At 38.2% G+C, this 26,746-nt stretch carries 18 protein-coding genes and 1 pseudogene; 17 read left to right on the top strand and 2 right to left on the bottom strand.

The features are described from left to right. Positions 1–16 precede the first annotated feature (16 nt). Together IEY34_RS08095 and IEY34_RS08090 are read left to right on the top strand one after the other, a co-directional pair. Positions 17–1,591: an SWIM zinc finger family protein gene (locus IEY34_RS08095; RefSeq protein WP_189010088.1), complete on the top strand. Its 1,575-nt coding sequence runs from the start codon at positions 17–19 to the stop codon at positions 1,589–1,591. Next, on the top strand, positions 1,588–4,560 hold the full coding sequence (locus IEY34_RS08090; RefSeq protein WP_189010086.1) for a DEAD/DEAH box helicase: 2,973 nt from the start codon (positions 1,588–1,590) through the stop codon (positions 4,558–4,560). The genes IEY34_RS08095 and IEY34_RS08090 overlap by 4 nt, the downstream gene beginning before the upstream one ends. Positions 4,561–4,656: 96 nt before the next feature. On the opposite strand, the gene IEY34_RS08085 is transcribed toward IEY34_RS08090, so the two are convergent. Both IEY34_RS08085 and IEY34_RS08080 read right to left on the bottom strand, forming a co-directional pair. Continuing rightward, complete coding sequence (locus IEY34_RS08085) at positions 4,657–6,099, bottom strand: ATP-binding protein (RefSeq protein ID WP_189010084.1); 1,443 nt, start codon at positions 6,097–6,099, stop codon at positions 4,657–4,659. Between the two features lie 122 nt (positions 6,100–6,221). After that, positions 6,222–8,741, bottom strand: a complete 2,520-nt coding sequence (locus tag IEY34_RS08080) for an O-antigen ligase family protein (RefSeq protein ID WP_189010082.1) — start codon at positions 8,739–8,741, stop codon at positions 6,222–6,224. Between the two features lie 168 nt (positions 8,742–8,909). Between IEY34_RS08080 and IEY34_RS08075 the strand changes: the two genes are divergently transcribed. The 15 genes and pseudogenes from IEY34_RS08075 (at position 8,910) to IEY34_RS08005 (ending at position 26,679) form a co-directional block, all read left to right on the top strand. After that, complete coding sequence (locus IEY34_RS08075; RefSeq protein ID WP_189010079.1) at positions 8,910–10,187, top strand: glycosyltransferase family 4 protein; 1,278 nt, start codon at positions 8,910–8,912, stop codon at positions 10,185–10,187. A 16-nt stretch (positions 10,188–10,203) separates the two neighbouring features. Further along, positions 10,204–11,286, top strand: coding sequence for a mannose-1-phosphate guanylyltransferase (locus IEY34_RS08070; protein WP_308422991.1), 1,083 nt, complete (start codon positions 10,204–10,206; stop codon positions 11,284–11,286). A 49-nt stretch (positions 11,287–11,335) separates the two neighbouring features. Further along, positions 11,336–12,310, top strand: a complete 975-nt coding sequence (gene gmd / locus IEY34_RS08065) for a GDP-mannose 4,6-dehydratase (RefSeq protein ID WP_189010076.1) — start codon at positions 11,336–11,338, stop codon at positions 12,308–12,310. A 3-nt stretch (positions 12,311–12,313) separates the two neighbouring features. After that, entirely contained in the window at positions 12,314–13,267 is a 954-nt protein-coding gene (locus IEY34_RS08060; protein ID WP_189010074.1) for a GDP-mannose 4,6-dehydratase, read from the top strand. Continuing rightward, the gene (locus IEY34_RS08055; protein WP_189010072.1) at positions 13,254–14,183 is read left to right on the top strand and encodes a GDP-L-fucose synthase family protein; all 930 of its coding nucleotides are present in this window, start codon (positions 13,254–13,256) and stop codon (positions 14,181–14,183) included. Before IEY34_RS08060 ends, IEY34_RS08055 begins: the two co-directional genes overlap by 14 nt. A 10-nt stretch (positions 14,184–14,193) precedes the next feature. Beyond that, the gene (locus IEY34_RS08050) at positions 14,194–14,976 is read left to right on the top strand and encodes an ABC transporter permease (protein ID WP_189010070.1); all 783 of its coding nucleotides are present in this window, start codon (positions 14,194–14,196) and stop codon (positions 14,974–14,976) included. Next, on the top strand, positions 14,973–16,322 hold the full coding sequence (locus IEY34_RS08045; RefSeq protein ID WP_189010068.1) for an ABC transporter ATP-binding protein: 1,350 nt from the start codon (positions 14,973–14,975) through the stop codon (positions 16,320–16,322). The genes IEY34_RS08050 and IEY34_RS08045 overlap by 4 nt, the downstream gene beginning before the upstream one ends. Then, positions 16,315–17,598 (top strand): methyltransferase domain-containing protein, encoded by a 1,284-nt coding sequence (locus tag IEY34_RS08040; protein WP_189010066.1) that lies wholly within the window; start codon positions 16,315–16,317, stop codon positions 17,596–17,598. Before IEY34_RS08045 ends, IEY34_RS08040 begins: the two co-directional genes overlap by 8 nt. A 1-nt stretch (position 17,599) precedes the next feature. Then, positions 17,600–19,201: a glycosyltransferase family 4 protein gene (locus IEY34_RS08035; RefSeq protein ID WP_189010064.1), complete on the top strand. Its 1,602-nt coding sequence runs from the start codon at positions 17,600–17,602 to the stop codon at positions 19,199–19,201. A 25-nt stretch (positions 19,202–19,226) separates the two neighbouring features. After that, a complete protein-coding gene (locus IEY34_RS08030; protein WP_189010063.1) occupies positions 19,227–20,120 on the top strand; it encodes a glycosyltransferase family 2 protein in 894 nt (297 codons plus the stop codon). After that, entirely contained in the window at positions 20,121–21,287 is a 1,167-nt protein-coding gene (locus IEY34_RS08025) for a glycosyltransferase family 4 protein (RefSeq protein WP_189010061.1), read from the top strand. Then, the gene (locus IEY34_RS08020; RefSeq protein ID WP_189010059.1) at positions 21,266–22,093 is read left to right on the top strand and encodes a glycosyltransferase family 2 protein; all 828 of its coding nucleotides are present in this window, start codon (positions 21,266–21,268) and stop codon (positions 22,091–22,093) included. The genes IEY34_RS08025 and IEY34_RS08020 overlap by 22 nt, the downstream gene beginning before the upstream one ends. A 20-nt stretch (positions 22,094–22,113) precedes the next feature. Further along, complete coding sequence (locus IEY34_RS08015) at positions 22,114–22,947, top strand: hypothetical protein (RefSeq protein WP_189010057.1); 834 nt, start codon at positions 22,114–22,116, stop codon at positions 22,945–22,947. Between the two features lie 103 nt (positions 22,948–23,050). Beyond that, positions 23,051–25,132, top strand: a complete 2,082-nt coding sequence (locus tag IEY34_RS08010; RefSeq protein ID WP_189010055.1) for a hypothetical protein — start codon at positions 23,051–23,053, stop codon at positions 25,130–25,132. Between the two features lie 315 nt (positions 25,133–25,447). Further along, positions 25,448–26,679, top strand: a pseudogene (locus tag IEY34_RS08005) (ISL3 family transposase). Positions 26,680–26,746: the final 67 nt, after the last annotated feature.

Below are 26,746 nucleotides of genomic sequence, written 5' to 3'. Positions count from 1 at the left end.
GCGGAGGAACACCATCATGTCAGAGTTAGCGATAGACTGGAATCATTGGACGGGGCGGATCCGGTCTTTTTTTGACAGTACCATACTTGAACGAGGTTGGAAATATTATCGGGATGGCGTTGTGAGGGCGATAGAAACAGAAGGAACGTCGGTAGTTAAAGCGCGTGTCTCAGGATCAAGCAGCTACAAGGTCCATCTCGATTTAAAAGCATTCAGCAAGAGCACCTGCAACTGTCCTTATGGTGCTAAGTGCAAACATATGGCGGCAGTTTTATTTAAAGTCGCTGAGCAAGAAGGATATGATCCTAAGGAATTCAGAAATCCCAAGCAAACAAGTTCCAAAACGTCCCCTAAATTCGATCTTTCCTCCAAGAAGGCGGTTAAACTGCCCAAAGAGACGGATAGTTGTGAAGCGTGGGTGACCTATTTTGAAAAGCAATATGCGAATTCCAGAATTTACAATGCGTTCAGTATGGAAGAATTGTATATGCGCGCCTGGGGGCAGCTGAACAAGCTGGCAGATGATTGGGAGCCCGCCATACGCGGAATCTATGACATTCAAGTTAATCTTTATCTCATGAAGCTGTGCAATGCTCTGATGCAGTCCAAGTCCGGGGTGTATGATTTCTTTTATAATGCGGAGTACTTTTTTGCGAAAATAGCGAAGCACAGCCGAGAACGGCTGCATACCGCTTTATGGGAAATCAATGTTGAGAAAGCGCAGACTAAGTATTCCGCGCATTTGAAGGAAATCGGGGCTTATCTGGCAGGATTTATGGATGCAGAGGCCTTCAATTCCCAAAGGCAGTGGTATGACCTCTATAAACTCCTATGGTCTGAGTTGCTGAATGAGAAGAATTTAGTGACGGACGAGCTTACTAGACTGCGGTCAATCGTTGCGGCTAGAAGGCCGGAAAGCTATGGTCATGAAGCGGCCGTTATGGCTTTAGCCCACTTTGATATTATGAGCGAAGAAGATGAGAACGCTTGGGAGCGGGTGACGCAGGAATGCTCATCGATCGTGCCGAGCGATTGGTTTGGCTATTTGAAAATATTCCTACAGGAAGAACAAGGGGAACGCCTCTTGAAATGGCTTCGCTGGTTAGGGCCGGAGGTTCAGAAGGATGCGGCTCATTATGCAAGTGATTATTTGTTTTTCTGGCAAGAAGCGTCACGATATATGGATGTTGAAGGCGAACATAGGCAGGCGATGGTGACCTTGCTGCCGGCGAGTTATCGTGATTATTCGAGCTTCCTCTTTCAGAAAAAAGAGTACAAAACGTGGGCAGATCTCTGTCTGCTGCTGAACTTAACACCGCTGCAAATCTCGGCTGGAGAATTGCAACTTGTTGAGAAAGCGGACCCGCGCTTGGTACTGCCTATTTACCATTATGCGGCTGAAGAATGTATCCAAACGAAAAATCGTGATGCTTACCGCGAGGCTGTTAAACTGCTTAAAAAGCTAGCAGCCGCCTATAAAAAGTTGAAGCAAACGTCTCGATTCGAGGCTTATATCCAGTACTTAGTGCAAGAGTATTCGCGCTATCGCGCATTTCAAGAGGAATTGCAGAAAGGGAAGCTTCTACCATGATCAGCTTGTCACAGATTCATATCAGCCTGCAAAGGTTCCCTAGAGGGAGCTTCGTCTGCTACGGAGAAACAGAAGAAGCCAATATTGTTCCAGGCTATAGGCTTAGAAAGCTGCTATTTGCCTGGCATGAGCGGTCCTTCTATGGCAATCAGCTTAAACAGGTTCATTCCTCACGCGGAGAAGGCATAGAGCTAAGTCCCTATATGACGATGGATTATTTGGCGGAGCCGGGCGTTTTATTGCATGCCAAATTATCGTGGGATGCTGATGTGCTGCTGATGCAGCAAGCAGCTTTAATCTATAAAGAAGCGCTGGAAGAAGGCTGGTACATGCCCTCTTTTGAAGATTGGCGCGATGGTCGGATAGGCTGGAAACTGAATCTCCCTGACGAGAAGATGGACCAGTTGCAGCAGCTTCTCAGTGAGAAGCGGGTCAATGAGACTTTTTGGCGCCGATGGTTCGCTGACATTGTGGGGGAGATGCTGCATCAGGATCCTGATTCTGAGATAAGTACAATGTGGCGTGGTTTGGTTGCAGGGAACCTTTTGCTCAGAACAAGCGATCCCGATTTCGACAGGGCTAGAGCCCATGCCAGCTGGATGCAAGAGAAAGATTGGCTGTTAGCTATCGGTTGGACACAAGACATCACATCTTATCGTATTTGTGTACAGTTGGTGGAGCCATATGCGGAAACTTACGTCGATGGAACGACAACAGCTAAGGATAACGGCGCTGATTGGCGGCTCCGGTTCATCGCACAGGATCGCAAGGATGCGAACCGAATCGTGGAGTTCAGTTCAGCGGGCAATAGCTTGTCGGGACAAGTTCCTGCTGCATGGAAGGAAACGATGGAAATGAGCATCCAGGCACAGGCAGAACGCCTGCTGCGCATCCTTCCTCAACTCGAGAGTGAATTCCAAGTCGGGAAAATTAATGAACAGTTGTCCGATGATCAAGCTTGGGAATTCCTGACCGTATGGAGTCTGCAGTTGGTGGCGGCAGGCATTTCAATCTTTCTGCCATCATGGTGGGAGGAACTCCAACGTCTGCGTCCACAGCTCAAAGCGAAGCTGAAAAGCTCAGTCGGCTCGCGAAAAGCGATGTTCGGGATGGATCAAATCATTCAGTTCGACTGGCGTGTGGCACTGGGTGGCGTGGTTTTGTCAGAAGAAGAATTCGTGGAGTTGGCAGAGCAGAAAAAGCGGCTAATTTATATCCGCGGCAAATGGGTGCAGCTGGATCCTGCCTATCTGGAGCAAATTAAGGCCACAATGCGCCAAATGGAGAAAAAGAAGGGCCTCTCGTTCCGCGAAGTTTTGGAAATGCATCTGATCGATAGCGGAGAGCAAGAGGAAGCGGATGCGGGACAATCGGCCAAAGAAGAAGAAAAAGCCAAGATGAAAGTCCGCGTTGAACTGAACAGCAGCTTGAAGACCTTGCTGAAACAGTTGAATCAGATCAAGTCCATCCCGCTTGTGGAGCGGATTGAGGGCTTGGAGGCTGATTTAAGGCATTATCAGCAGGAGGGCGTGTCTTGGCTCCTTTTTCTGCGTAAGATCGGTCTAGGAGGCTGTCTGGCGGATGATATGGGGCTTGGGAAAACGATTCAGTTTATCGCCTATTTATTAGCGATGGAATCGGGTTCAACGCCGTCACTGTTGATATGCCCAACCTCTGTGCTGGGCAATTGGCAAAAAGAATTGGAGCGTTTCGCGCCTGGGCTGAACGTCCATCTCCACTACGGTGCGCAGCGGGCCAGAGGCGAGGAGTTCGAAGCTTCCATTCAGGGAGCGGACCTCGTGATCACCTCTTACAACATTGCCCAGCTGGATGAAAAGGAACTGTCAGGTGTCAGCTGGGATGCCCTATGTCTGGATGAAGCGCAAAATATCAAAAACGTCTACACCAAGCAGTCCCAAGCGATACGCGGTTTGAACGCTGTACAGCGCATTGCCCTGACGGGAACGCCGATTGAGAATCGACTGACAGAGCTTTGGTCGATTTTTGATTTTATTAATCCAGGGTACCTGGGTACTCTGAAGCACTTTAATCATCAATACGCGGGGCCAATTGAGAATAGTGAAGAAGACTCGCCGCTGCTCTCTGCTCGCGTGCAGCGTCTGGTCCGACCGTTCCTGCTCAGACGGGTCAAAAAAGATCCGGCCATCCAATTGGATTTACCGGATAAGTATGAGTCCAAAGCCTACGTGGCTCTGACTCCTGAGCAGGGGGCTTTGTACGAAAACGTCGTGCAAAGCTTGATGGAGAAGATCGACAGCGTGGACGGGATTGAGAAGAAAGGTTTGATTCTGGCTGCGCTGATGAAGCTCAAGCAGGTGTGCGACCATCCTTCGTTGTTTCTGAAGGATGGGGTGAGTGTTGGTGCCGGTGCAGTCGGCACGGGAGGAGCGCGCTCAGCGAAGCTTGAGCGGCTGCTTGAAATGATCGACGAACTCAGAAGCGATGGAGGCAGCTGCCTCATCTTCACCCAGTTCGTCGAGATGGGCCACCTCCTGCAGGCGCGGATCGCGCAGGAGCGGGGCGAACCCGTGCAGTTCTTGCACGGGGGGCTGAGCAAGGCGAAGCGCGATGCGTTGATCGCGCGCTTCCAGGACGCGACGCTCCCCGCGGAGGAGCGCTGCCACATCTTCATCCTCTCGCTGAAAGCAGGAGGAACCGGGCTCAACCTCACCGCGGCGAACCATGTGTTCCACTACGATCGTTGGTGGAACCCCGCCGTCGAGAATCAAGCCACTGACCGCGCCTTCCGCATCGGTCAGACCCGCGACGTGCAGGTGCACAAGTTCGTCACCTTGGGCACGCTTGAAGAGCGCATCGATGAGATGATCACGCGCAAGAAGGGCCTCAGCGACCAACTCATCGGCACCGGCGAGAACTGGGTCACGGAGATGTCCACGGGCGAGCTTCGCGAGCTGTTTGCTTTGCGGCGCGAGTGGATGGAGAAGTGAGTGGGCACGTGAATGTAAGGACCCTAAAGCGATTGGCATATGTCCAATCGCCCTTAGGGTCCTTCATGTTTGAGAGTATTAAAGGAGAATACCTTCCTAGATGTAGCCCTCATGCTCAGCATGACCGAGTAAATATAGAAAGGCAAAAGCAGGTATTTTAACAATAGATGCAAGCCCTCCTAGGGAGAAAAGTCCATAGTCATCACCATTCTTAGTAATTACAAGAGAAGCCTTTGTTCGTTCATCGCGACTCCATTCCATAATTGCCTCCTTTTCAGAAAGAGAAGTATTTTCTCTGTACTTAACCTCAATGATAATTTTCCCCATCGGCATAGAGACAATAACGTCAATTTCCTTTTGTGTTGTACTATCTCGGAAGTAGCCAACTTCTGGTCGCTGAGTATAGTAAAAAGAATAGACATGCTTATAAACAGAAGTTTCAATAATCAAGCCCATTTCCTCTGAATCAGCAAGTACCTCTTCCCCTTGCATGAGCACGGCATTACGAATTGCAGCATCAGCTAAGTATACTTTTGATTTCGCTTTAAGAATGCGCTTGCCTTTTAGTTCAATCGGTTTACTGATATAGATCAGATTGGCTTGTTCAAGCAACTCCATATAATTTGCTACAGTTTGACGAGTAACCCCAACCTCTTTTGCAATAGTATCTTGAACGACAATATTTCCACTAATCATACAGAGGTAAAGAAATATTTTTTCTAACTCAGCTACATTTCGAATCCCAAATAAAGAAGCCATATCTCTCTTTATTACTTTGTCTACAACATCTTCACGTATTATTTTCTGGGCAAAGGGGATGTCATCTGAGAGGGCAACTTCGGGAAAACCACCGACAAGAAGGTAACGATGGAAATGTCTTTGCAGGGGCTCAAGAGATAACATGAGGACTGAAAGATCTTCTTGCTTTAATTTGTTTAGCCCCGTAGGCTTAATGCCTTGAGGAAGAGTCGGCTTTTGGTAACCCATAATCTCAATATATTCATAGAAGGATAAGGTTGGGATTCGGATAAAGGTCCATCGTCCGACTCCGCTTTCCGTTGCTTTGGCTGCCAAAACAGGACTAGCAGATCCAGTAGCCATAATTTTATAACTAGGTTGGCTATCATATAACGTTTTTAACCATAAATCCCAATCAGACGCATATTGAATCTCATCGAAAAATAAATAAAGGGCAGTCTGATCGTAAGCCATATTATTTTGAAATATTTCTATTATTTTTCCGATATCCACTAGTTTAAGGATTGGATGGTCAAATGAAACATAAAGAATTGCCTTTGCAGGGACCATGTTCAATTCTTGTTCAATCATTTGGTACATGATTGTGGTTTTCCCTACTCTTCGAGGACCCGATAAAATAACTTCACGACGTATTTGTGCATGATGATAAATCTTGCTTGCTTCATAAAAGGCTAAACGTTTTACAGGACGGGTAAATTCTTTTGGGACTATACCGGTCGTCCACCATGGATTGTACCCAAGCAAAACCTTTAAAATTTTTTCGTCGGAAAGTAGATCCATTTTAACATCTTGCCTCCAATTATGTTAATCATATAATACATTATACCACGATAAATGGAGATCTAAACAAATTAAATTAAAAACCTCCACATGAATGTGGAGGTAAGTTATAGAATCAAAAATTATTTCGCCGCGAAATTAGTCGCAACAATCGCTTCAATATTCTGCTTCTCAGCCGGATCCTTAGCGATCAGCTTGTCATAAAGTGCTTGATCCTTCGAACCTTGTTTCTGCAAGATAGCCAGATACCATCTAATCAAAACACGATTCGTCTGATCATCTAAATTTTCCGTAACATGCGGTTGAATGGTTGCAGCAGCAGCAGCCAAATCCCCGCGCATAAAGCTAATTTGTCCAACATTTAATGCAAGGGACGGCGTTACAGTAAACTCACGACCTTGTGCTTGCTCTTTAGGAAGGTGTTTCAGCGAGTCTACACGGGCTACAACTTCTTTGTAAGTTGCGAGAGCACTATCCAGGCGTGTGTTGTATTCCTGCGTATTGTTCTTCTCTCTAGCTTGGTTGGCCAGATCAATATTCAAAGACATACTCTTCTCATACATATCCGTGTACCACGGGTAGTTAGGAATCTGAGCATTTGCCCAATCCAGAGCTTCCTGCTTCTTCCCTTTTACAAGGAGCATATTTAGCTGCTGCATAGCAACACTACGGTTATGCGGCTCTTTTTTCAACAACTGATTCAGAAGATCTTGAGCTTGATTCGTAAAAGTTTCCGCTTTCGCCGGATCTTCCTTCTGCATTTGATTAGCAACCTGAAGCAGAATACCGATTCTGCTAACCTGTCCCGTTAACAAATAATCCGGATGCGCAGGATGCAGGGAAATCGCTTTATCTAGTGGTGTAACAATTTGATTGTAATCCTGACTCTTTTTAATCACTTCGAGCGTTTGTTTATACGAACTGTTCGCGGAAACCAACGTTGCCGAAATGAAGAAAACCACAATCGACAGAACCGCGAGAAGCGCAGGGAACGCCTTGTGAATCGCTATCGATTTCGACTTTAGTCGAAGCGCAGCTGATGAACTGTTGCTCAGCATGCCACCGAGTGCAAGGAACAGAACGGCACCGAGATACACATAACTTAAATCAAAGTCAATCATACTGTGAACCAAGAGCGAGATTGTCACAATGAAAAAGAGGAAATGCAGATCTCGTTTCTCCTGTATGCTTTTGATATAACTTCGTATATAGAACACGAGAACCGCGATTACGAACCCGACAAAAGCAAGGAAACCAAGCGCGCCAGCCTCAACCAAGTATTGCAGAGCAAAGTTATGAGCCTGACGACTTGTATACGGGTTGTTCTGATATTTCTCATATAAAGATGCCCACGCACCGCCACCGGCACCGATAATCGGATAATCCGACCACAACTTCACCGCATCTTTGTAAAAAGTTCCACGCTCCAAAACGCTGTGCTGCTGGAAGTTAATATTCTCCACACGCGTCTTCACGTTATCGGGAAGAATGTTTTTGAAGCCTGTATCACTGATGATCAGAACGGCTCCCACAACACCAATCACAATGGCTGCGATCGGCAGAATGAAAGTTGCATACTTTTTAGCATCAAAACGAGCTGTTATTCGCTCTAGCCAAGGAGCCACGAAGAGTTGGATAACGATAGCCAGAGCAGTAAAAACTACAGAAGCTAGCAGCAAAATGGACCAGCCATGCCAAGATTCTGAAGCACTAGGCGTTTTTTGCAAGCCAATCCCGATATCGGTTACCTTTTGTAAAATGATAAGGGACGTAACGAAGGCTAGTCCTAATTGCACAAGCGCCAAAATCTGTCTGCTAATTGAAAAGAATAACAGCATAATCAAGAAAACAACCGGGATCACCACAATGGCGCCGCGGGAAAGCGTCAACCAGAAGGATACGATGATGGGCACCAGTAGGAACGCATGTGGCAGAACCGTGTACCATTTGCGAGACTTAACAATAAAGAATAAGGCTGATAGAGATAACGTAATTAAAAAGGCAGCATACGTATTCGCATATTGGAAAACCGAGGTTAAACGAAGCCCGTTCGAGTCCGTCATAATCGCATCCCGGTACAAATAAGCACTGGACGCATCCATAAGCGCGAACCATCCGACCAGGTGTCCAGCGAAGTTTCCATTGCCCAACCAGTACAAAAGTCCGAACACAACAATGAAGTAACCGGAAATCATAAATAATGCGGCAACAATCGACGTGCCAAGCTTGTTTTTTGTCAGAAATACACCTAAAATGAAGAAGGTTGCATACAGCATTTGGATGTACACCATATTAGTTGCCAAATAGTGAGATGCCGAATTCGACAAAGATATCACATAAGTTAGTGGCATGAGTAAGACCAAAATGGTGAGTACATCTTTTTGTTCATTAAGTTTGAATACAAAGAAAGCTAGGATGGCAATCAGCAATAAAATGATGGAGGACCAGACCGATGCCGAGTAAATGGAACGCTCGAAATCATAAGTACCACCATTGAACAACGCCCTTTGAAATGGCGCCCAGAACATAAACAAGCCTGTAAAAACTACTAAAAACCAAAAGATGATAGAGCTCTTCTCTGTCGTTATTGTTCCATTTGTTTTTGCACGTGAAGCCGTGTAGGCATTTTTACTTGCACTCATTGACGGATAGTCTCCTTTTTGCTAAAGTTCGACTTTATTTTAGCATACTGGAAGTTGGTTTCCAAATAGTAATCTTTAAACATTTTTTCTTAAAACAGCAGCTAGGAATAATTATTCAATAGACAAAAAACGACAATATTGTTAGAATCTTTGGCGGTGGAGATAGAAATGAATAATGTTATTTTTCGCTTCCTTTATAGAGTAGCAGTTTATGGGAAAAAGTTTTTAAACCCAATCCTATCAACGAACCTAAAAAAAAATGTTAAAAGAAAGTTGCTCTCAAAAGCATATCCATTAAATGAATTGCCTACCAAAAAAGAAAAATACACTAATTTTGATGAAGCAGATGAAATAGGAGTTAATTTAGTAGGCTATTCAAGAGCTGAAATGGGCATAGGTGAATCCTGTCGTATAGCCGCTAAGAGTTTGAATGCTGAAAATATCCCTTTTGGAATTATAAATTTTGAAGGTACTAACTCATCACGAATGTCTGATACTACTTGGCAACATAAAGAGATTAAAAGTCCTCTTTACAATGTCAATATTTTTCATGTAAATGCAGAACAAATGATGGAAATATACTCAAGTAAAGGGAATGAGATATTTGATAATAGATACAATATTGGTTACTGGCATTGGGAACTGCCTGACTTTCCAGACGAATGGATAGAAAATTTTCGTTTTGTTGACGAAGTTTGGGTACCATCTAATTTTGTGCTTGAATCAATATCCATGAAGAGTCCTGTTCCTGTAGTTAAAATTCCACATAGTATTGAAGTTAAAATACAGTCAGAACGGACACGGCAATATTTTAATTTACCTGAAGACCCTTTTTTATTCCTTTGTATGTATGATGCACATAGTTATCAAGAACGCAAAAATCCTGAAGCAGCTATTATTGCATTTAAAATGGCATTTTTACCTGAAGATTTGAGTGTGGGATTGGTCATTAAGGTTAACAATTCAAGATCAACGCCTTCAGAAATAAAGCATTTAGAAGAAATGATTCAAGACTATCGCAATATTTATTTATTGAAAGAGACGTACGTTCGAAATGATGTCAATGCACTATTAGCTGTTATTGACTGTTTTGTCTCGTTACATCGTTCAGAAGGGTTCGGCCTTGGATTAGCGGAAGCTATGTATCTAGGGAAAGCAGTGATAGGCACCAATTGGTCATCAAATATTGACTTTATGAAACATGATAATTCCTGCTTAGTTGACTTTAAGTTAATAAACTTGGGAGAAGATCATGGACCTTATCAATCATATCAATATTGGGCTGACCCGGATGTTAATCATGCGGCATTTTATATGAGAAAGCTTGCAGAGGATAAAGACTTTTATGATGTTATCGCTCAAAATGGAGAAAAAACAATAAAAGAACAATTTTCTCCTCAAGCCATTGGTACACTTATTCGGAAAAGATTAAAATACATAGGGTAACACGGAGGTAATGATTATGAAGACGATTACTTCTGTAATCATGGCTGGAGGCAAAGGGGAAAGGTTTTGGCCCAAAAGTAGAACTAACTTGCCCAAACAATTTCTAAATATATCTGGGAATAAATCAATGATCCAGCAGACTGTTGGAAGACTTGAGTCTTTGATTGATATCAGTCAAATATTCATTGTTACCAATGAATTATATGCGGAACTGATTCGCGGCCAAATACCTAATTTGCCTCATGACAATATTATCATTGAGCCAGTAGGAAAGAATACCGCTCCTTGTATTGCACTCGCTTCACTTATTATTGAGGAGAAATTTCCAGAAAGTACGATGATTGTACTCCCTTCTGATCATATCATTGAGAATGAAGAAGGGTTTATAAAAATCTTAAAGACAGCTGTAAAAGTAGCTGATCATGATAACATCCTTGTTACACTTGGAATAACTCCTACATATCCCGAAACGGGGTATGGTTATATAGAGAGTACAAAAGAACTTCAGATTTTAGATGCTCAGGAAGTTTACAAAGTAAATAGATTTGTAGAGAAGCCAGATGCTGATACCGCTAAGAAATATGTCGAGTCGGACAATTTTTATTGGAACAGCGGAATTTTCATTTGGAAAACGGAGACGATTAGGAATTATTTTAAAACATTGATGCCTGAGATTCATGATATTCTAGAGACTATGAAGGCTAGTTTCAATTTGGATAATCGAAAAGAAATTATAAATGATGAGTTTAATAAAATGCCTGATCAATCGATAGATTACGGTATTATGGAGAAGGCAACAGAAATTTATGTCATACCGTGTAAACTTGGCTGGGATGATGTAGGCAGTTGGACTGCACTGGATAGAATTAATGATCGCGATGATGACGGTAACGTTATTCGAGGCAATATACTGAACATTGATACTAAAAGATGTATTATAGAAAGTAATAATGGGAAGCTAATAGCGACTTTAGGAATTGAAGATTTAATTGTTGTTGATACAGATGATGTAACCTTAATTTGTACAAAAGACAAAGCGCAAGAGGTAAAATTACTGTTGAAAGAGTTAAGAACTCAAAAGCTAGATAAGTATTTATAAGTATTTTAAGAATTTAGCAAGGACACATATTCTAAAAGGGGATATTACGATGGCAAAAAGAGCACTTATTACAGGCATTACTGGGCAAGATGGTTCATATTTAGCTGAGCTTTTACTTGAAAAGGGATATGAAGTCTATGGACTTAAAAGACGTACGAGTGTCCCGATTATGAGCAACATTGAACATATTAAAAATGATATCGAATTCATTGATGGCGACTTACTAGATCTTAGTTCATTGAGTCATGCTCTAAAAGTAGCAATGCCTGATGAAATTTATAATCTTGCAGCTCAATCTTTTGTTGGTTCTTCATGGGATCAACCGATCCTAACTGGTCAAGTTACAGCACTTGGTGTTACAAATATGCTGGAAGCTACTCGATTAATCTGTAGTGATGCTAAATTTTATCAAGCAAGTAGTAGCGAAATGTATGGTAAAGTAGTAGAGGTTCCACAGATTGAATCGACCCCATTTTATCCGAGAAGTCCTTATGGAGTAGCTAAGTTGTATGGCCATTGGATCACAGTTAATCATAGGGAAAGTTACAATATGTTCGCTTGTTCTGGTATTTTGTTTAACCACGAGTCACCACGCAGAGGGATTGAGTTCGTTACTCGTAAAATAACTGATGCTGTTGCAAGAATTAAGCTAGGAGTTCTGAAGGAACTTCGTTTAGGTAATCTTGAAGCAAAACGTGATTGGGGTTTTGCAAAAGATTATGTAGAGTGTATGTGGTTAATGTTACAACAGGAAAAAGCTGATGATTACGTGGTTGCAACCGGTGAAACTCATGAAGTAAAAGAATTCTGTAGAATTGCATTTGAACATGTAGGTTTAAATTTTGAAGATTATGTTACGGTAGATCCTAAATTCTTTAGAGCAGCGGAGGTTGATCTCTTGATTGGCAGCCCTGACAAAGCAATTAAGACACTTGGTTGGAATCCACGTAAGACCTCGTTTGAACAATTAGTGAAAATGATGGTTGAAAGTGATCTCGAGAGGGTTCAAAAAGAAATACGATAAGGTGTGATTCTTCTGAAAGCACTAATAACCGGAGCTAGTGGATTTGTTGGCAAGGTATTATCTCAAACAATGATGGAAGAAAATATTGATGTGCTTGGATTGTCAAGATCCACAGGGTTCACTAATAACAAAGAAAATGATCAATATAAATGTGATATCCTTGATAAATTTAAGTTAAAGGAAATTATAAGTACTTATCGACCCGATTACATTGTTCATCTCGCTGGACCCGCATTTATACCTGATTCTTTTAATAGACCACAAAAAACGTATGAGATAATTTTCAATGGAACATTAAACGTTTTAGAATGTGTGAAAGAGCTAGAATTAGATACTAAAGTTTTATATGTCAGTTCAGCAGATGTCTATGGCGGAAATAGTAAAACTTTTCTGACTGAAGATGAGCATTTTGATCCTAGAAGCCCATATTCTGCTGCAAAAGCTTGTTCGGAGCTATTATGTAGACAATTTACTAACTCCTACGGATTAAATACAGTAATTGCACGCCCATTTAATCATACGGGACCTGGACAATCTAAGGACTTTGTTTGTTCAAGTTTTGCACATCAAATAGCAGCCATGGAAGGGGAAAAAGAAAAAAAACTCCATACTGGGAATATTGATGTGAAGAGAGATTTTCTTGATGTAAGAGATGTGGTCAATGCTTATATTAATTTATTAACCAATGGTGTTAGTGGTGAAACATATAATATAAGTTCTGGAAAAGCCACATCAATAAGAGATATTATTGATATGCTATTTAAGGAAGCATCAATTAATGAATATGACATTATTATTGATCCATTAAAAGTTAGAGATAATGATATACCGATAAGAGTTGGAGACAGTGATAAGCTTAGGGCATTATCTGGATGGGCTCCTAAGTACAAAATTGAACAAACTATCGCCGATATTTTTCATTATTGGAAGGAGAAAAGTCTGCATGTTGACAGATAAAAGAATAGTTGTTACAGGTGGTGCCGGGTTTTTAGGTCATCATGTTGTAAAAAAATTAAAAGAAAAGGGTTATAATCATATATTTGTACCGAGAAGTAAAGATTATAATCTAATAACTGAATCTGGCATAGCAAATATGTTTCATGATATGAAACCTGATTATATCATTCATTTAGCAGCAGTAGTTGGTGGAATTGGAGCTAACAGAGAAAATCCAGGGAAATATTTTTACGATAATTTGATGATGGGCACTCAATTAATGGAGCAATCGAGAGTTTTTGGGGTAGAAAAATTTGTTGCTATCGGTACTATCTGTGCTTATCCAAAACACACGCCTGTTCCGTTCTCTGAAAATGACTTGTGGGCAGGATATCCTGAAGAAACTAATGCACCTTATGGATTAGCTAAAAAAATGATGTTAGTTCAATCTCAAGCGTATAGAGATCAGTATAATTTCAATTCGGTATACCTTCTACCTGTAAATCTGTATGGTCCAAGAGATAATTTTGATCCCAATACATCTCATGTAATCCCAGCATTAGTTAAGAAATGCATTGATGCTAAGAAGAAAGGTGATAGTTCTATCACAGTATGGGGAACAGGAAATGCTACAAGAGAGTTCTTGTATGTTGAAGATGCTGCAGATGGGATTATTTTGGCAATGGAATCCTACAATAAAAGTGATCCAATTAATCTCGGTGCGGGTTATGAAATTTCAATTAGAAATCTTGTTGAAAAAATTGCAGAAATGACTGGGTTCACAGGAGATATTATTTGGGATAGCTCTAAACCGGATGGTCAACCAAGAAGAAGCTTAGATACTAGTCGCGCTTTCGAGGAATTTGGATTTAAATCCAAAACTGATTTTGATAATGGCCTGAATAACACAATTGATTGGTATATAAAAAATAGCTAGGTGGTAGGGCATGAATAGTATTTGGAAATATCGAAAATATATTTGGGATAATTCAATTTCCGAATTAAAAAATCGTTATGCGGGATCCTCGCTGGGGGCAGTTTGGAACGTATTACAACCATTATTCCAAATACTTATTTTTACCTATATTTTTTCTCAAGTCATGATTGCAAAATTGCCTAATATGGAATCATCAAGCGCTTTTGCAATCTATTTATGTGCTGGTTTAATTCCATGGATTTCGTTTTCTGATATTATTGTAAGAGGAAGTAATGTATTTCTTGCCAATTCAACATATTTGAAAAAATTAGCTATTCCTGAATATATTTTTATGCTTCAAATTTCACTTACTTCAACAATAATATTATTCATTTCAATGGGATTACTATTTTTTATTGTGATGATATTAGGTCAAACAGTTACTTTATTGTGGTTTCTTACTCCTATTATTTTGTTAATGTTTATAATTTTTGCAACTGGAATAGCATTTATATTTGCGAGTATTAATGTTTTCTTCAAAGATGTAGGCCAATTTCTGGTTAGTTTCATACAGATATGGATGTGGCTTACACCAATTGTATATATTAAAGAACTGTTACCTTATAATTTCATAAATATTATAAATTATAATCCAGTTTATTACTTTATAGATTCCTTGCAACAAATTATTGTGTATTCAAAATTTCCTGTTTTATCCAATTGGACAATTATGATCGTAGTTACTTTTTTTTCATTTGTATTAGGCATATTAGTCTTGAAAATTTTGCGTTCTGAAATAAGGGATGTCATATGATGGTGAAAAATAATATTGTTGTAGATATCGAAAATTTGTCTAAAAAATATAAAATTTATTCTAAGCCACATCATCGATTGTTTGAGTGGATTACGCTGGGGAAGTTAAAAAAACATACGGAATTTTGGGCTCTCAGTGATGTTAGTTTATCTGTATCACAAGGGGAATGTATAGGTATAATTGGACACAACGGTGCGGGAAAGAGTACTTTGCTAAAAATATTATCAAAAGCCCTTTACCCTACCCATGGTTCCATGAAAGTTAAAGGAAATATGGTATCATTACTTGAATTAGGAACAGGTTTTAATCCAGAACTTACTGGGCTACAGAATATTTTTACAAGCGGGAAGTTATTGGGATTCTCAGAAGAATATTTAAATAACAAATTAACATCAATTCTTGATTTTTCAGAACTAGGCGACTTTATACATCAACCTGTGAAATCTTATTCCTCGGGAATGTATGTTCGGTTAGCTTTTTCACTATATGCGAGCTTAGAACCAGATATATATGTTGTCGATGAGGCATTATCCGTTGGAGATATTTTCTTTCAACAAAAATGTTTTGATTTTTTACAGCAATTAAAAGCAAATGGGGCAGCGATAATTCTTGTTACTCATGATATGCAAAGTGTAAAAAAATATTGTGATAGAGTGTTTATCCTTAATAATGGAAAAGTTACCAATGAGGGCAATCCCTTGGAAATGGTTAATATTTTCTACTCATCTAGTAAACATAAGTTGTTAGATAGGAAATTAAATGGTGAGCAAATAGACCTCAATACCCTTAAAATAAGTAACATTGATATCCCAGAGGAAAGTAAACAAAATATTCGAAATGCAGTTGGAATTCGTCGTGGAGACGGTAAAGTTAAAATAATTGGTGCTATAATTTGTGATTTAGATGGGAAAGAAGTAAAGACAGCATATACGGGAGATAATATAATTTTAAATATATTCGCTGAAATTGAAGAGGATGTCGCGGACTTAGCGTTTACATATCAAATGGCAGATAGGCATAATACTGTGGTATTTGGACAAAGCTCGTATATGTTAACTAAAAATATATTAAGTGCCTCTAAAGGGAATATTATTAGAGCATCTTTTAATATTGAAATGAATCTTTTTCAAGGGTTATACACGGTTATGGTTGGTGCAACTGATTGTCAAACGGAAGTAAGTAATATGATTTATGATCTAATAGAGGGTTGTATGACTCTTGAGATAATGAAACCTTCATGGAGATCTTTTCATGGAGTAGCATTAATGAATTCTTCGTTTGAAATTGAAGGTTTGACTAATATTAGTGAAGCTACTCCAAATGAAAAGAGGCAAAATAATGAGTGAAAATAATTCCATTCAAATTACAGAATGCTGGTGTGGTTGTAGAGAACTGGATGATTTCAGTGAAAAATATAAAAAATGCCGCAAATGCCATACGTTGATAAATACTCCGAGACAAATTACGATGTTCTATGAAGTGGATAATGATGAAGAAGCGTTCTATGGTAAAAATTACTGGATGGGTCATCAGACTGAGGATTTAGGTCATCCAAGTATATTCCAGAGGTCAAGAAAGGATTTAACGGAAAGGTGCCTTTACTGGCTTCGCGAAGTATTACAGTATAAAACAATTGGAAAAACTCTAGAGATTGGTAGTGGACCTGGAGCATTTGTTCAGATGTTGAAGAGTGTTGGATTTGATTCAAAGGGGCTAGAATTGAGTCCATGGGTTGCTAAGTATGGCAGGATTACTCATGGTGTCGATATTATTAATAGTAAGATAGAAGATGTTTCAGAAGGTTTGGATTTAAAAGATGTAGTGGTTATGATGGACGTGCTTGAACATTTCACTGATCCGGTGGAATCAATAAAACATGCTCTTAAAATCATTAAGAATGACGGGATCATCGTTATACAAACACCTTGTTATAATCATATGAGTTATCAAGAGATGATTGCGACCAATGATTCTTTTTTAATTCAACTCAAAGATCAAGAGCATTTATACTTATTTAGTACTGAAGGTCTTACAATACTTCTTGAGTCATTCGGATTTAAGTATATAAATTTTATTGATCCACTCTTTCCATACGATATGTTTTTAATAGCAAGTGCTGAGGAATTAACTCAGACGAGTAGTGAACAAGTAACAGATTTTCTGCAATCTAAGCCAGAAACAAGGTTAATATTAGCTCTACTTGATTTATATGAAGAAATGAAAAGAGTAAGTGCTGAGGCAGAACTACGATTGGATAATAACAAGAAACTCGAGCAGTTACTTCAAGAAAGTGAAGCTGATCGGGCTGCTCGCTTGAAAACTATTGAAATATTAGAGAGAAAATTGCAAGAATCAGAAAAGGACAAAAACCTAAGATTAGAGTCTATTCAACACTTAGAAAATTTATTAAAGGAATCAGAAACAGATAGGGCAGCAAGATTAGAGTCTATTCAACACTTAGAATGTTTATTAAAGGAATCAGAAATGGATAGAGAAGCAAGATTAGAGTCAATCAATAAATTAGAGATTCTTCTTAGCGATTCTGAAAAAGATAGGGAGTCTAGGCTGCATGCAATTCATGAGTTGGAAAAACTAATTAAAGAAAAACAGGATCAGGTGTGAGATGAAAGTAGCTATTGATGTTGTCCCAATTCGAAATACCGGAGAGATGGGTGGAGCTTTTCAATTAGTTACAGAATTAATTAAAGGCTTAGCTCAATATAATGATAAAGACCAATATTTTTTACTTACTGCTGAGTGGAATCATCAATATTTCGAGTCATTCGAACAATATGGTATTGAAAGGGTTTTAGTACAAGCTTCACCTGTTAAAGTGCAACCTCCAATAAAAAAAGGCTTTTATTATAAAGTAAAAAGGAAAATATTTAATAAAATCAAAACACTTTCAAAAAAAATTTTTAAAACAGTAAATCAGACTAAAAAATCAATACTAAGATCAAGATCTATCGATGTTTTGTTCTGTCCAATGAGTGCTATTAATTTTTCTGAGCCTGGAATACCTACTTTAAGTCTGATATATGATTTACAGCATAAATATTATCCGCAATTTTTTAAGGAAGAAGAGCTCTCAGTTCGTGATAACTTTTATTCAGGCATATGTGAGTTAGCGGATTATGTAGTGTGTATTTCTGAGTTCACGAAAGATACATTGGTTGATAAGCTGAATTATCCTAAGGATAGAGCTGAGGTTGTTTATATTAGTATTCAAGATCGATTGGATGAAATTAGTTCAGAACAGCAGAATGAAACTATTAATAAGTTTGGTCTGAATGGTAAGAATTATGCTTATTTTCCTGCGAATTTTTGGCCCCATAAAAATCATCGCATTCTGCTATTAGCGATGTCTATACTTATTAATAAGTATCCTGAATTGGATTTACATCTTTGCTTAACAGGGAGTTTATTAAACCAAGATACATATTTTGAAGAAATAATTAATCAAATGAACTTGAAGGATCGAGTACATCATCTCGGATATGTAGCTGAGCAAGAAGTATCTGCACTAATGAAAAGAGCTAACTTTCTAATATTTCCTAGTTTATTTGAAGGTTTTGGAATTCCGGTGGCAGAAGCAATGTCAATGGGGGTACCGGTAATTTGCAGCCATAACACAAGTCTACCTGAAGTTGGTGGAGAAGCTGTACTTTATTTTGATCCTAGAAAACCTGAAGAAATCGCTGAAGTAATGAAAAATATCATGACCAATGATAGCTTAAGAGAGAGTTTAATACGAAGTGGTTATAAACAAGTTGAAAAATTTGACAATAGTAAGATGATTGAACAATACTATGATTTATTATGTAAAGTAGCGAAAACTGAGTCGAATAATAAATATTCAATTAATGGCGTATACCAAGATAATTGGAGTGAAAAAGAAATTGAAATATCAATAAGTCATTGTACTGAAGATCGATATTTATATGTGGAAATGATTCTGCCATCAATTTCACCTCATAAACGTGGACAATTATCTTTAGACATTAATGGAAGAAAAAGAAAATATTCATTAATAGCTGATCAACTTATAATCATAACCGAGGATTTACCTAAGATTGCTAGCCAAATATCTATCAAAGTTGAATCTACATTTAGTCCAAATGAAATAGATATCGCGGATGATCGTCAATTAGGGGTTCAGATATTGAAAGCAGAGATAAGAGAAAAGAAATCAAATAGTACTTTAAAAGCGCTTCATGGAGTTTAAAATAAATAAAAGGGTTGGAACAAAGATGACGAAAAAGATTTCTATCGTTACACCATCATATAACCAAGGTATATTTCTAAAGAGAACTATTGATAGCATCCTAGATCAGAAAGTGCAGGATTTAGAATTAATTGTATTTGATGGTGGAAGTAAAGACAGCTCAGTAGAAATCCTTAATAGTTATGGAGATCTTCTCTCTTACGTTTCACAAAAGGATGAAGGCCAATCTGATGCAGTAAACAAAGGCTTAACACATGCAACAGGTGAGATTATCGGATGGCTAAATTCGGATGATGTGTATTACCCGGAATCACTAAATAAAATCATTGAGGTATTCAATAATAATCCTGATGTTGATGTTATTTATGGAAAAGCAGACCACATTGACGAGAATGATAATTATCTGGAAGATTACTATACCGAGCAATGGGATTATGAGAAATTAAAGGGAATATGTTATATATGTCAACCCGCCGTATTCTTCAGGAGATCCGTTATAGAAAAATACGGTATTTTAAATAAAAATCTTCGTTATTGCATGGATTACGAATATTGGCTTCGAATAGGACAAAATAAACCTTTTTATTTTCTTGACCAGAAATTGGCGGGATCAAGACTGTATTCTGATAACAAAACATTAGGAAGTCGAAGAGCTGTACATGAAGAAATTATAGTAATGCTTAAAGAAAAATTTGGATCTGCTCCAGAAAAGTGGATATATAATCTAGCCCATGTAATCACTGAAGAAGCAGGTTATTCTCGTGAAAATGCTATTGCAAATTACAAATTTGTTAAGGCACTTGTCAAAAAATCTGCTTTTTTATTTATGAAATATCAAAAATATATTGCATTCAATCAAGTAAGAGCAATGCTTTCATGGTTAAAGAGTTCCAGAAAAGCTATGTTGGAGGCTAAGTAAGTGAAAATTGGATTCGATGTTAGCCAGACTGCAGAAGATATGGCTGGATGTGGATTTTTTTCAAAACAAATAATTTCCCATTTGCTTGAAATGGATAAAGAAAATCAATATATACTTTATCCATTATTTTATGGGTACCGACATCCGGATTACAAAAAAGCTTTCCAGAGTAATCAACAAAATGTTTCGAATTATTTTGTTAATAGCTCATTAAATAATTTTAATCAAAAATGGGAAGATAACCTTGATAAAAGTGAGCTACTCGGGAATCCTGATATAATTCACTCTAATAATTTTAGCTTTCCAAGTAATGTAAGTGCCAAGAAAGTAATGACCATTTATGATTTGGGGTATCTTGATTGTCCTGAATATACGACTGAAGCTAATCGTTTAGTCTGTTTGGAGGGTGCATTCGAAGCAAGCATCTATGCTGATCATATTGTAACAATATCCGAGTTCTCTAAGCAATGCTTTATGAAGTATTTTCCACACTACCCAGAAAAGAGGATTTCGGTCCTTTATTTAGGTTCTAGACCCACTTTGAAAAAAATAACTGATACAGAATCTATAGAAAAAGTTAAGAATAAATTTGGTTTGTGTGAATCATTTTGGTTAGGCGTAGGAACTATTGAGCCCAGAAAAAACTATAGACTACTGTTGGAAGCCTATGCGCAATTAGTAAAAGATCAAAATGAGTCTAAGCCTCTGTATATTGCTGGGGGAAAAGGTTGGATGGAACAAGATATTCAAGATAGAATTAATGATTTGGGTATTTCTGACAAGATTCAGTTTCTTGGTTATGTTTCTGATGATGAGTTGTCGGTCTTGTATTCAAAATGCTTTGCGTTTATATATCCTTCCCTTTACGAGGGGTTTGGTTTACCAGTGCTTGAAGCTATGAGTTGTGGTGCTCCTGTTATAACAAGCAATATTTCAAGTATTCCTGAAGTTGTAGGAAATGCTGGTCTTTTAATCAATCCAATTGAGGTAAAGAGTTTATTGGAAGCAATGGTTACAATTGAAAGTAATAATGATCTTAGAAATGAATTGATTTTAAAGTCCGAAATCCAAGCACAAAAATTTTCGTGGTATACTGCTGCGGAACAGATGTTAGATATTTATCAAAAGGTGATGATTACCGAATCATGGTACAAGAAGAATCAGTAACTACCTTACTACCATCAATCTCGGTAGTTGTGCCTAATTTGAATCAAGGCCAGTTTCTTGAAGAAGCACTCCTAAGCATTATTAATCAGTCAGATTTGGATATAAGAATTGCAGTGATGGATGCTGGTTCTACGGATAATTCACTCGCTATTATAAAAAAATATGAACAGCACATTAGCTTTTGGCGATCTCATCCAGACAATGGTCAAGCCGCGGCAATCAATGAGGGTGTCCAGAAGCTGCCTCCATCTGATTATGTATGTTGGCTTAATGCAGATGATACTTATTTAGCAAGCGGTCTGACAAAGATGGCTGAATATTTAGAGTTGAATAAGCATTGTTCTGTTGTTTATACCCAAGCCTATATTACTGATTCAACTAATCAAATAGTGAATGAGTACCCCACTATTGACTTTTCAATAAGTAACCTCTCGAATTATTGTATAATTTGTCAACCAGCAACATTGATAAGATCTAATGCATGGGGAAATGTAAATGGTATAGACGCTTCTTTGCATATGTGCATGGATTATGATTTATGGTGGAGATTACTTAGGCAGGGTAAAATAGGGTATCTGCATGAATTTACAGCCTCTTCACGTGATCATGAAGGTACTAAAACTAGAAATAACAAAGAACGACATTACATAGAAGCATTCAAATTGCTAAAAAAGCATATTGGTTATGTACCATGGAGTTGGTGTATGAGTATGGTAATAGAAACAAAAATAATCAATAGAGATTTAACTTCTAAGATTAGAATTAGATTGAGGGCAGCTTATGAGTACTTAAGAAATAAATTATAAGTGAGAACGGAGATATTCCAGTGGAAAGCTTAATGTTTTTGCAAAGGATAAATATTGCCCTCTCAAGAGGAGCAGCTACTTCACAGCTTAGAAATATTGATGAAACAGATCCATCAAGTTGGGAATTTTCAGCATTTAGCCAAAATGGGGAAGATGGTATTATTGACTATTTAGCGAGAAAAATAATAAACCCAAACTATTATTTTATTGAAGTTGGCGCATCAGAAGGGCTTGAGAATAATAGTTCTTGGTTGGCTCTAGGAAGAAAATATGAAGGTACTATGTATGAAGGTAGCTTAGATGCAGTATCAAGATTAAAGGAACATATATTACCTATGGCTCTAGGTGTGGAAGCATACTCATTGTTTGTTAACTTAGAAAATACAGAAGAGATAATTTCTCGTTCACTATATAAAAATCCAGATGTCATTTCATTAGACATAGATGGTAATGATTATTACATAGTAAAAAAAATGTTGGAAGATGGATTAAGGCCTAAAATCTTTGTTGTTGAATATAACTCAGCATTTGGACCAGATAATAGTATGACTATTGAATATGATAAAGATTTTGTAATGGATTTTAACAGCTACGAAAATTATTTGTATTTCGGAGTTTCAATAACCGCTTGGAGAAAACTATTTAATGAAAATGGTTATAAATTTGTTACTGTTGAAAGAAGAGGAGTAAATGCATTTTTCGTAAATCCTCAATATTTTGAAGCTACCTTTCTTGAAAATATTAAAGGGGCATGTTTTGCGGAAAATTTTTATCAGTTTCAAAAATATGGAACTACATGGTTAGGGCAATTTGAATTTATTAAAGATAAATCCCTTTATACAGTTATTAAATAATAAAACTATGTGTTAATTCTTGACACAAAGGATACCACTATAAAATATGATGAATTAGAGTGATTTCAAATACGTGGAATATGAGCAATGTTAGGAGGAACAAATGATTACTAAGTTTAAAGAAATATATGGATATTTTTTCGTGTTAATTTTTACCGTTTTTATTTTAATGATTTTGTTGAAAGGTTCTGACTTAAGAATACCTTTTACATATGGTGGAGATTCTATTCTTAATAGTTTGTGGGTCAAAAGCATAATTTATAACGGATGGTACTTGCATAATGACTATGTGGGGGCCCCTAAAGGATTAGATATGAATGATTTTGCTATGGCAGACACTTTTCACCTTTTAATCATTAAAATTATTACAAGTTTCACTTCCAATTATGCTCTAGCTTTAAATTTATATTATCTCCTTACATACCCTTTGGTAGCCTGCACATCATTTTACTCATTTCGGCAATTTAAAATATCTTTGCCTTTTGCGATTACAGCATCAATTATCTTTGCTTTTTTACCTTATCATTATTTGCGTGGTGAATCTCATTTATTTCTTGCATCATACTACATGATACCTTTAATAGTTGTGATGATATTTTGGATTTGGAGGCAAGAGCTTACAAAGAAAAAGATCATAATGAGTATAATAATTAGTGCAGTTGTTTCATCAACAGGAATTTACTATGCATATTTTAGTTGTATTTTTTTGGCATTTGTTGCTTCTTATGTTTTTTTAACTTCTAGGAAGAAACGAGTGTTGCTAATACCTGTAATATTAATTGGAGTTATTATGATTGGTGGCATTCTTAATTTATCTCCTACGTTGATTTATCAGTTTAATAACGGAAAGAATTTGGCAGTTGCAAAAAGGAGCCCAGCTGAAGCAGAAATATATGCATTAAAAATTACACATCTACTTATGCCAGCAGAAAGTCATCGTTTCTCAAAATTCAAAACTATTGCTCAAAAGTACAACGAACAGGCTCCACTTTCAAACGAAAACAAGTTTGCTTCATTAGGCATTATTGGTAGCATGGGTTTTATCATCTTATTGCTTTCTTTATTTAGTAGGTGGAAAGATGAAAATATTCAAAAATTGGGGTATCTGAATCTTGTTGCTTTACTCCTCGCTTCTATCGGTGGCTTCGGTGCTATTATTGCTTCTTTTTTTTCAGAAATACGTGGATATAATCGAATTAGTGTATTCATCGCGTATTTTTCGATACTAACTATATTTCTTTTAATTGATAAAATTAAGAAATTATCTTTTCCTATGAAAAGCGTATTTTCTTTAATTTTGTTGTTTTTCTGCATTCTCGATCAAACTAACAATGCTTTTAGCATGCAGACGGATGCCATTCGTCAGGCATTTGTTAAAGACAAGTCTTACTTTCAAAGAATAGAAGAATCTATCCCTAATGAATCTATGATTTTTCAATTACCTTATATACCATTCCCTGAACATCCCCCTGTTGTGAATATGACGGATTATGATCACTTACGTGCGTATCTTCAAACAAAAAATCTACGCTGGAGTTATGGAGCAATGAAAGGCCGTGTTGCAGATGATTGGATAAAGAATGAAGCAAATAAACCTTTAAAAGAAATGGTTAATGATATTGTAATTGCAGGATTCAAGGGGATTTACATCAATCGAAATGGGTACCAAGATAGGGCGCAAAAACTAGAAAGCGAACTTCAATTGCTTACTAAATCATTACCTTTGGAAAATCAAGACAATTCGCTTGCTTTCTACAATCTAACAGATTATCTAGAATCTATTAAAAGTAATTATCCTGATTTTGAAAATAAAAAAGAGGCTATAACAAATCCAGTGTCAATTATATGGGGGAATGGCTTTTATGCGCAAGAAGGAGATGCTTCCAAATCTTGGAGATGGTCAGACAAAAATAGCGAGCTTACTTTAAACAACCCATCCTCAAAAGATAAGAAGGTTACGCTAGAAACCATTTTTTATACTTCTAATTCTTCTATAATTACTTTGGATGGATTTTTGAAGGAAACCATACAGGTAGATGACAGCGGTAAATTATACAAAACAATTATAACTCTACCACCTGGAAAGAATACTATAGTTATTAAAAGCAATGCTGAGCAGGTACGTGGTACAAGGGACCCAAGGAATTTGTATTTTAGAATTGAGGATTTTAAGATATATGAATAGTAATACAGTATAAGGGTAAGCGAAAAGATTTTAAAATAGCTATACGAAAATGTGAATTTAAACTGTGAATACAATTCATCTTATCTCTTGGAAAGGTTCAACTTATGCAGTTTCAAACTATTAAGTTTCTAATTGTTGGAGTATTAAATACAGTTATTGGGTACCTAATTTATTTTGTTTTTTAAAATTCATAAATTTTAATGGCTCAAAACCAAAACTAGTGCTTGATGATCTAAAGTATGGTTGAAAATGGAAAAACATCTGCACATCCTGTATTGTTGAAAGTCCTACCCAACAACAAAAAGGATGTAACAGATGCAGAATCAGTATATCAAGGAAATGCTCAACTTACCAGAGCTACAGATCCAACAGATTCTGCCGATGGGCGCAGATGAAATTCATATCGAGGCCATGCCTGTAGCCTACAAACAAGGCTGTCCGCTTTGTCAAAATGATGAATTCGTCATACGGAAAGGAAAAAATAATCCGCGTATCGCCAGGCATCTTCCAGCTTTTTGAAAAAAAAGGTATACCTCGTGGTGCCCACGATCCGGATGCACTGCTTGTCATGAGATGCTGGTTTTGTTTGGACGTATGCGTTTGTTGAATATAAAAGGCGGTACAGCCTACTCTTTCGAGAACGGGCTGCTGAACAAGCTTTTGGCTCCATCGCTGCACATAGTGCCCTTATGCAGCAAGCACCAACCAGTTCGGTAGTGAGGATGCATAACGAAGCCGTTCCTGTCGAATGTGAACGCCTCTCCAAGCAAGCTTGGGAGCGAGCAAATGAAAGCAGCGGCCTGGTCTTAGGCGTTGATGACTTCGCCATCAGGAACGGGCATACTTACAACACTGGCATCCATGACCGCGAGACGATGCTTGATCTTTTGGCTGGACGCAAGCTGGAGGATTTAAGGGCCTACGCTCAGCAGCACCCCAATTTCCTGCAACTTCAACCTAAAGCCGTCGTCATGGATTTAGCACAAGCCTACCACACTGGGATCAGCGAATGCTTTCCCAATGCCATCCGGATTGCCGATCGATTCCATGTCCATGGTTATATCATTGAGGCCTTGCAGGAGGTTCGTAAATCCGTTCAATGAACGCTTTCTCCAAGAGCCAGAGCGTTACTTAAATCGAACCATTGATTGCTCAATCCCCAATCGGGATCTCTATCCGTGGAGAGCAAGAAAAAGTTGGATGAGCTGTTGAGTTACTCCTCACTCCTGCGCCGTGTTTGGAAATGGAAAGAAGCCTTTACGACGTGGTATAACTGTTCGCCTAATGTGGCAGTCGCCTCGCTAGGTTTAAATCGTTGGTGCCAACTGGGTGAAAAAATTGACCACGAAGCCGTCAAGAGCACACTGAAAACCATGCGTAACTGGCAAGAGGAAATCATCAATTACCATCGTTGCCGGTGGACCAATGCTATCGTAGAAGGTCGGCATAACCGTATTAAAGTTTATCAACGTCGGCATTACTTCACCTGTAATCGTGATGGTTATAAAGCTGGTATTTTAGTCGAATGCAACCGTAATCGGTTTTGAGCTAAATAATCAAGCGCTGATTTTAAGATTGATCCCATTGTAATTATTTGATTTCTTTATTATTTGA

Origin of the sequence: Paenibacillus marchantiophytorum (assembly GCF_014640555.1) — a bacterium.
GTDB classification, from domain to species: domain Bacteria; phylum Bacillota; class Bacilli; order Paenibacillales; family NBRC-103111; genus Paenibacillus_E; species Paenibacillus_E marchantiophytorum.
This window is presented reverse-complemented; position numbering and strand designations above follow the sequence as displayed.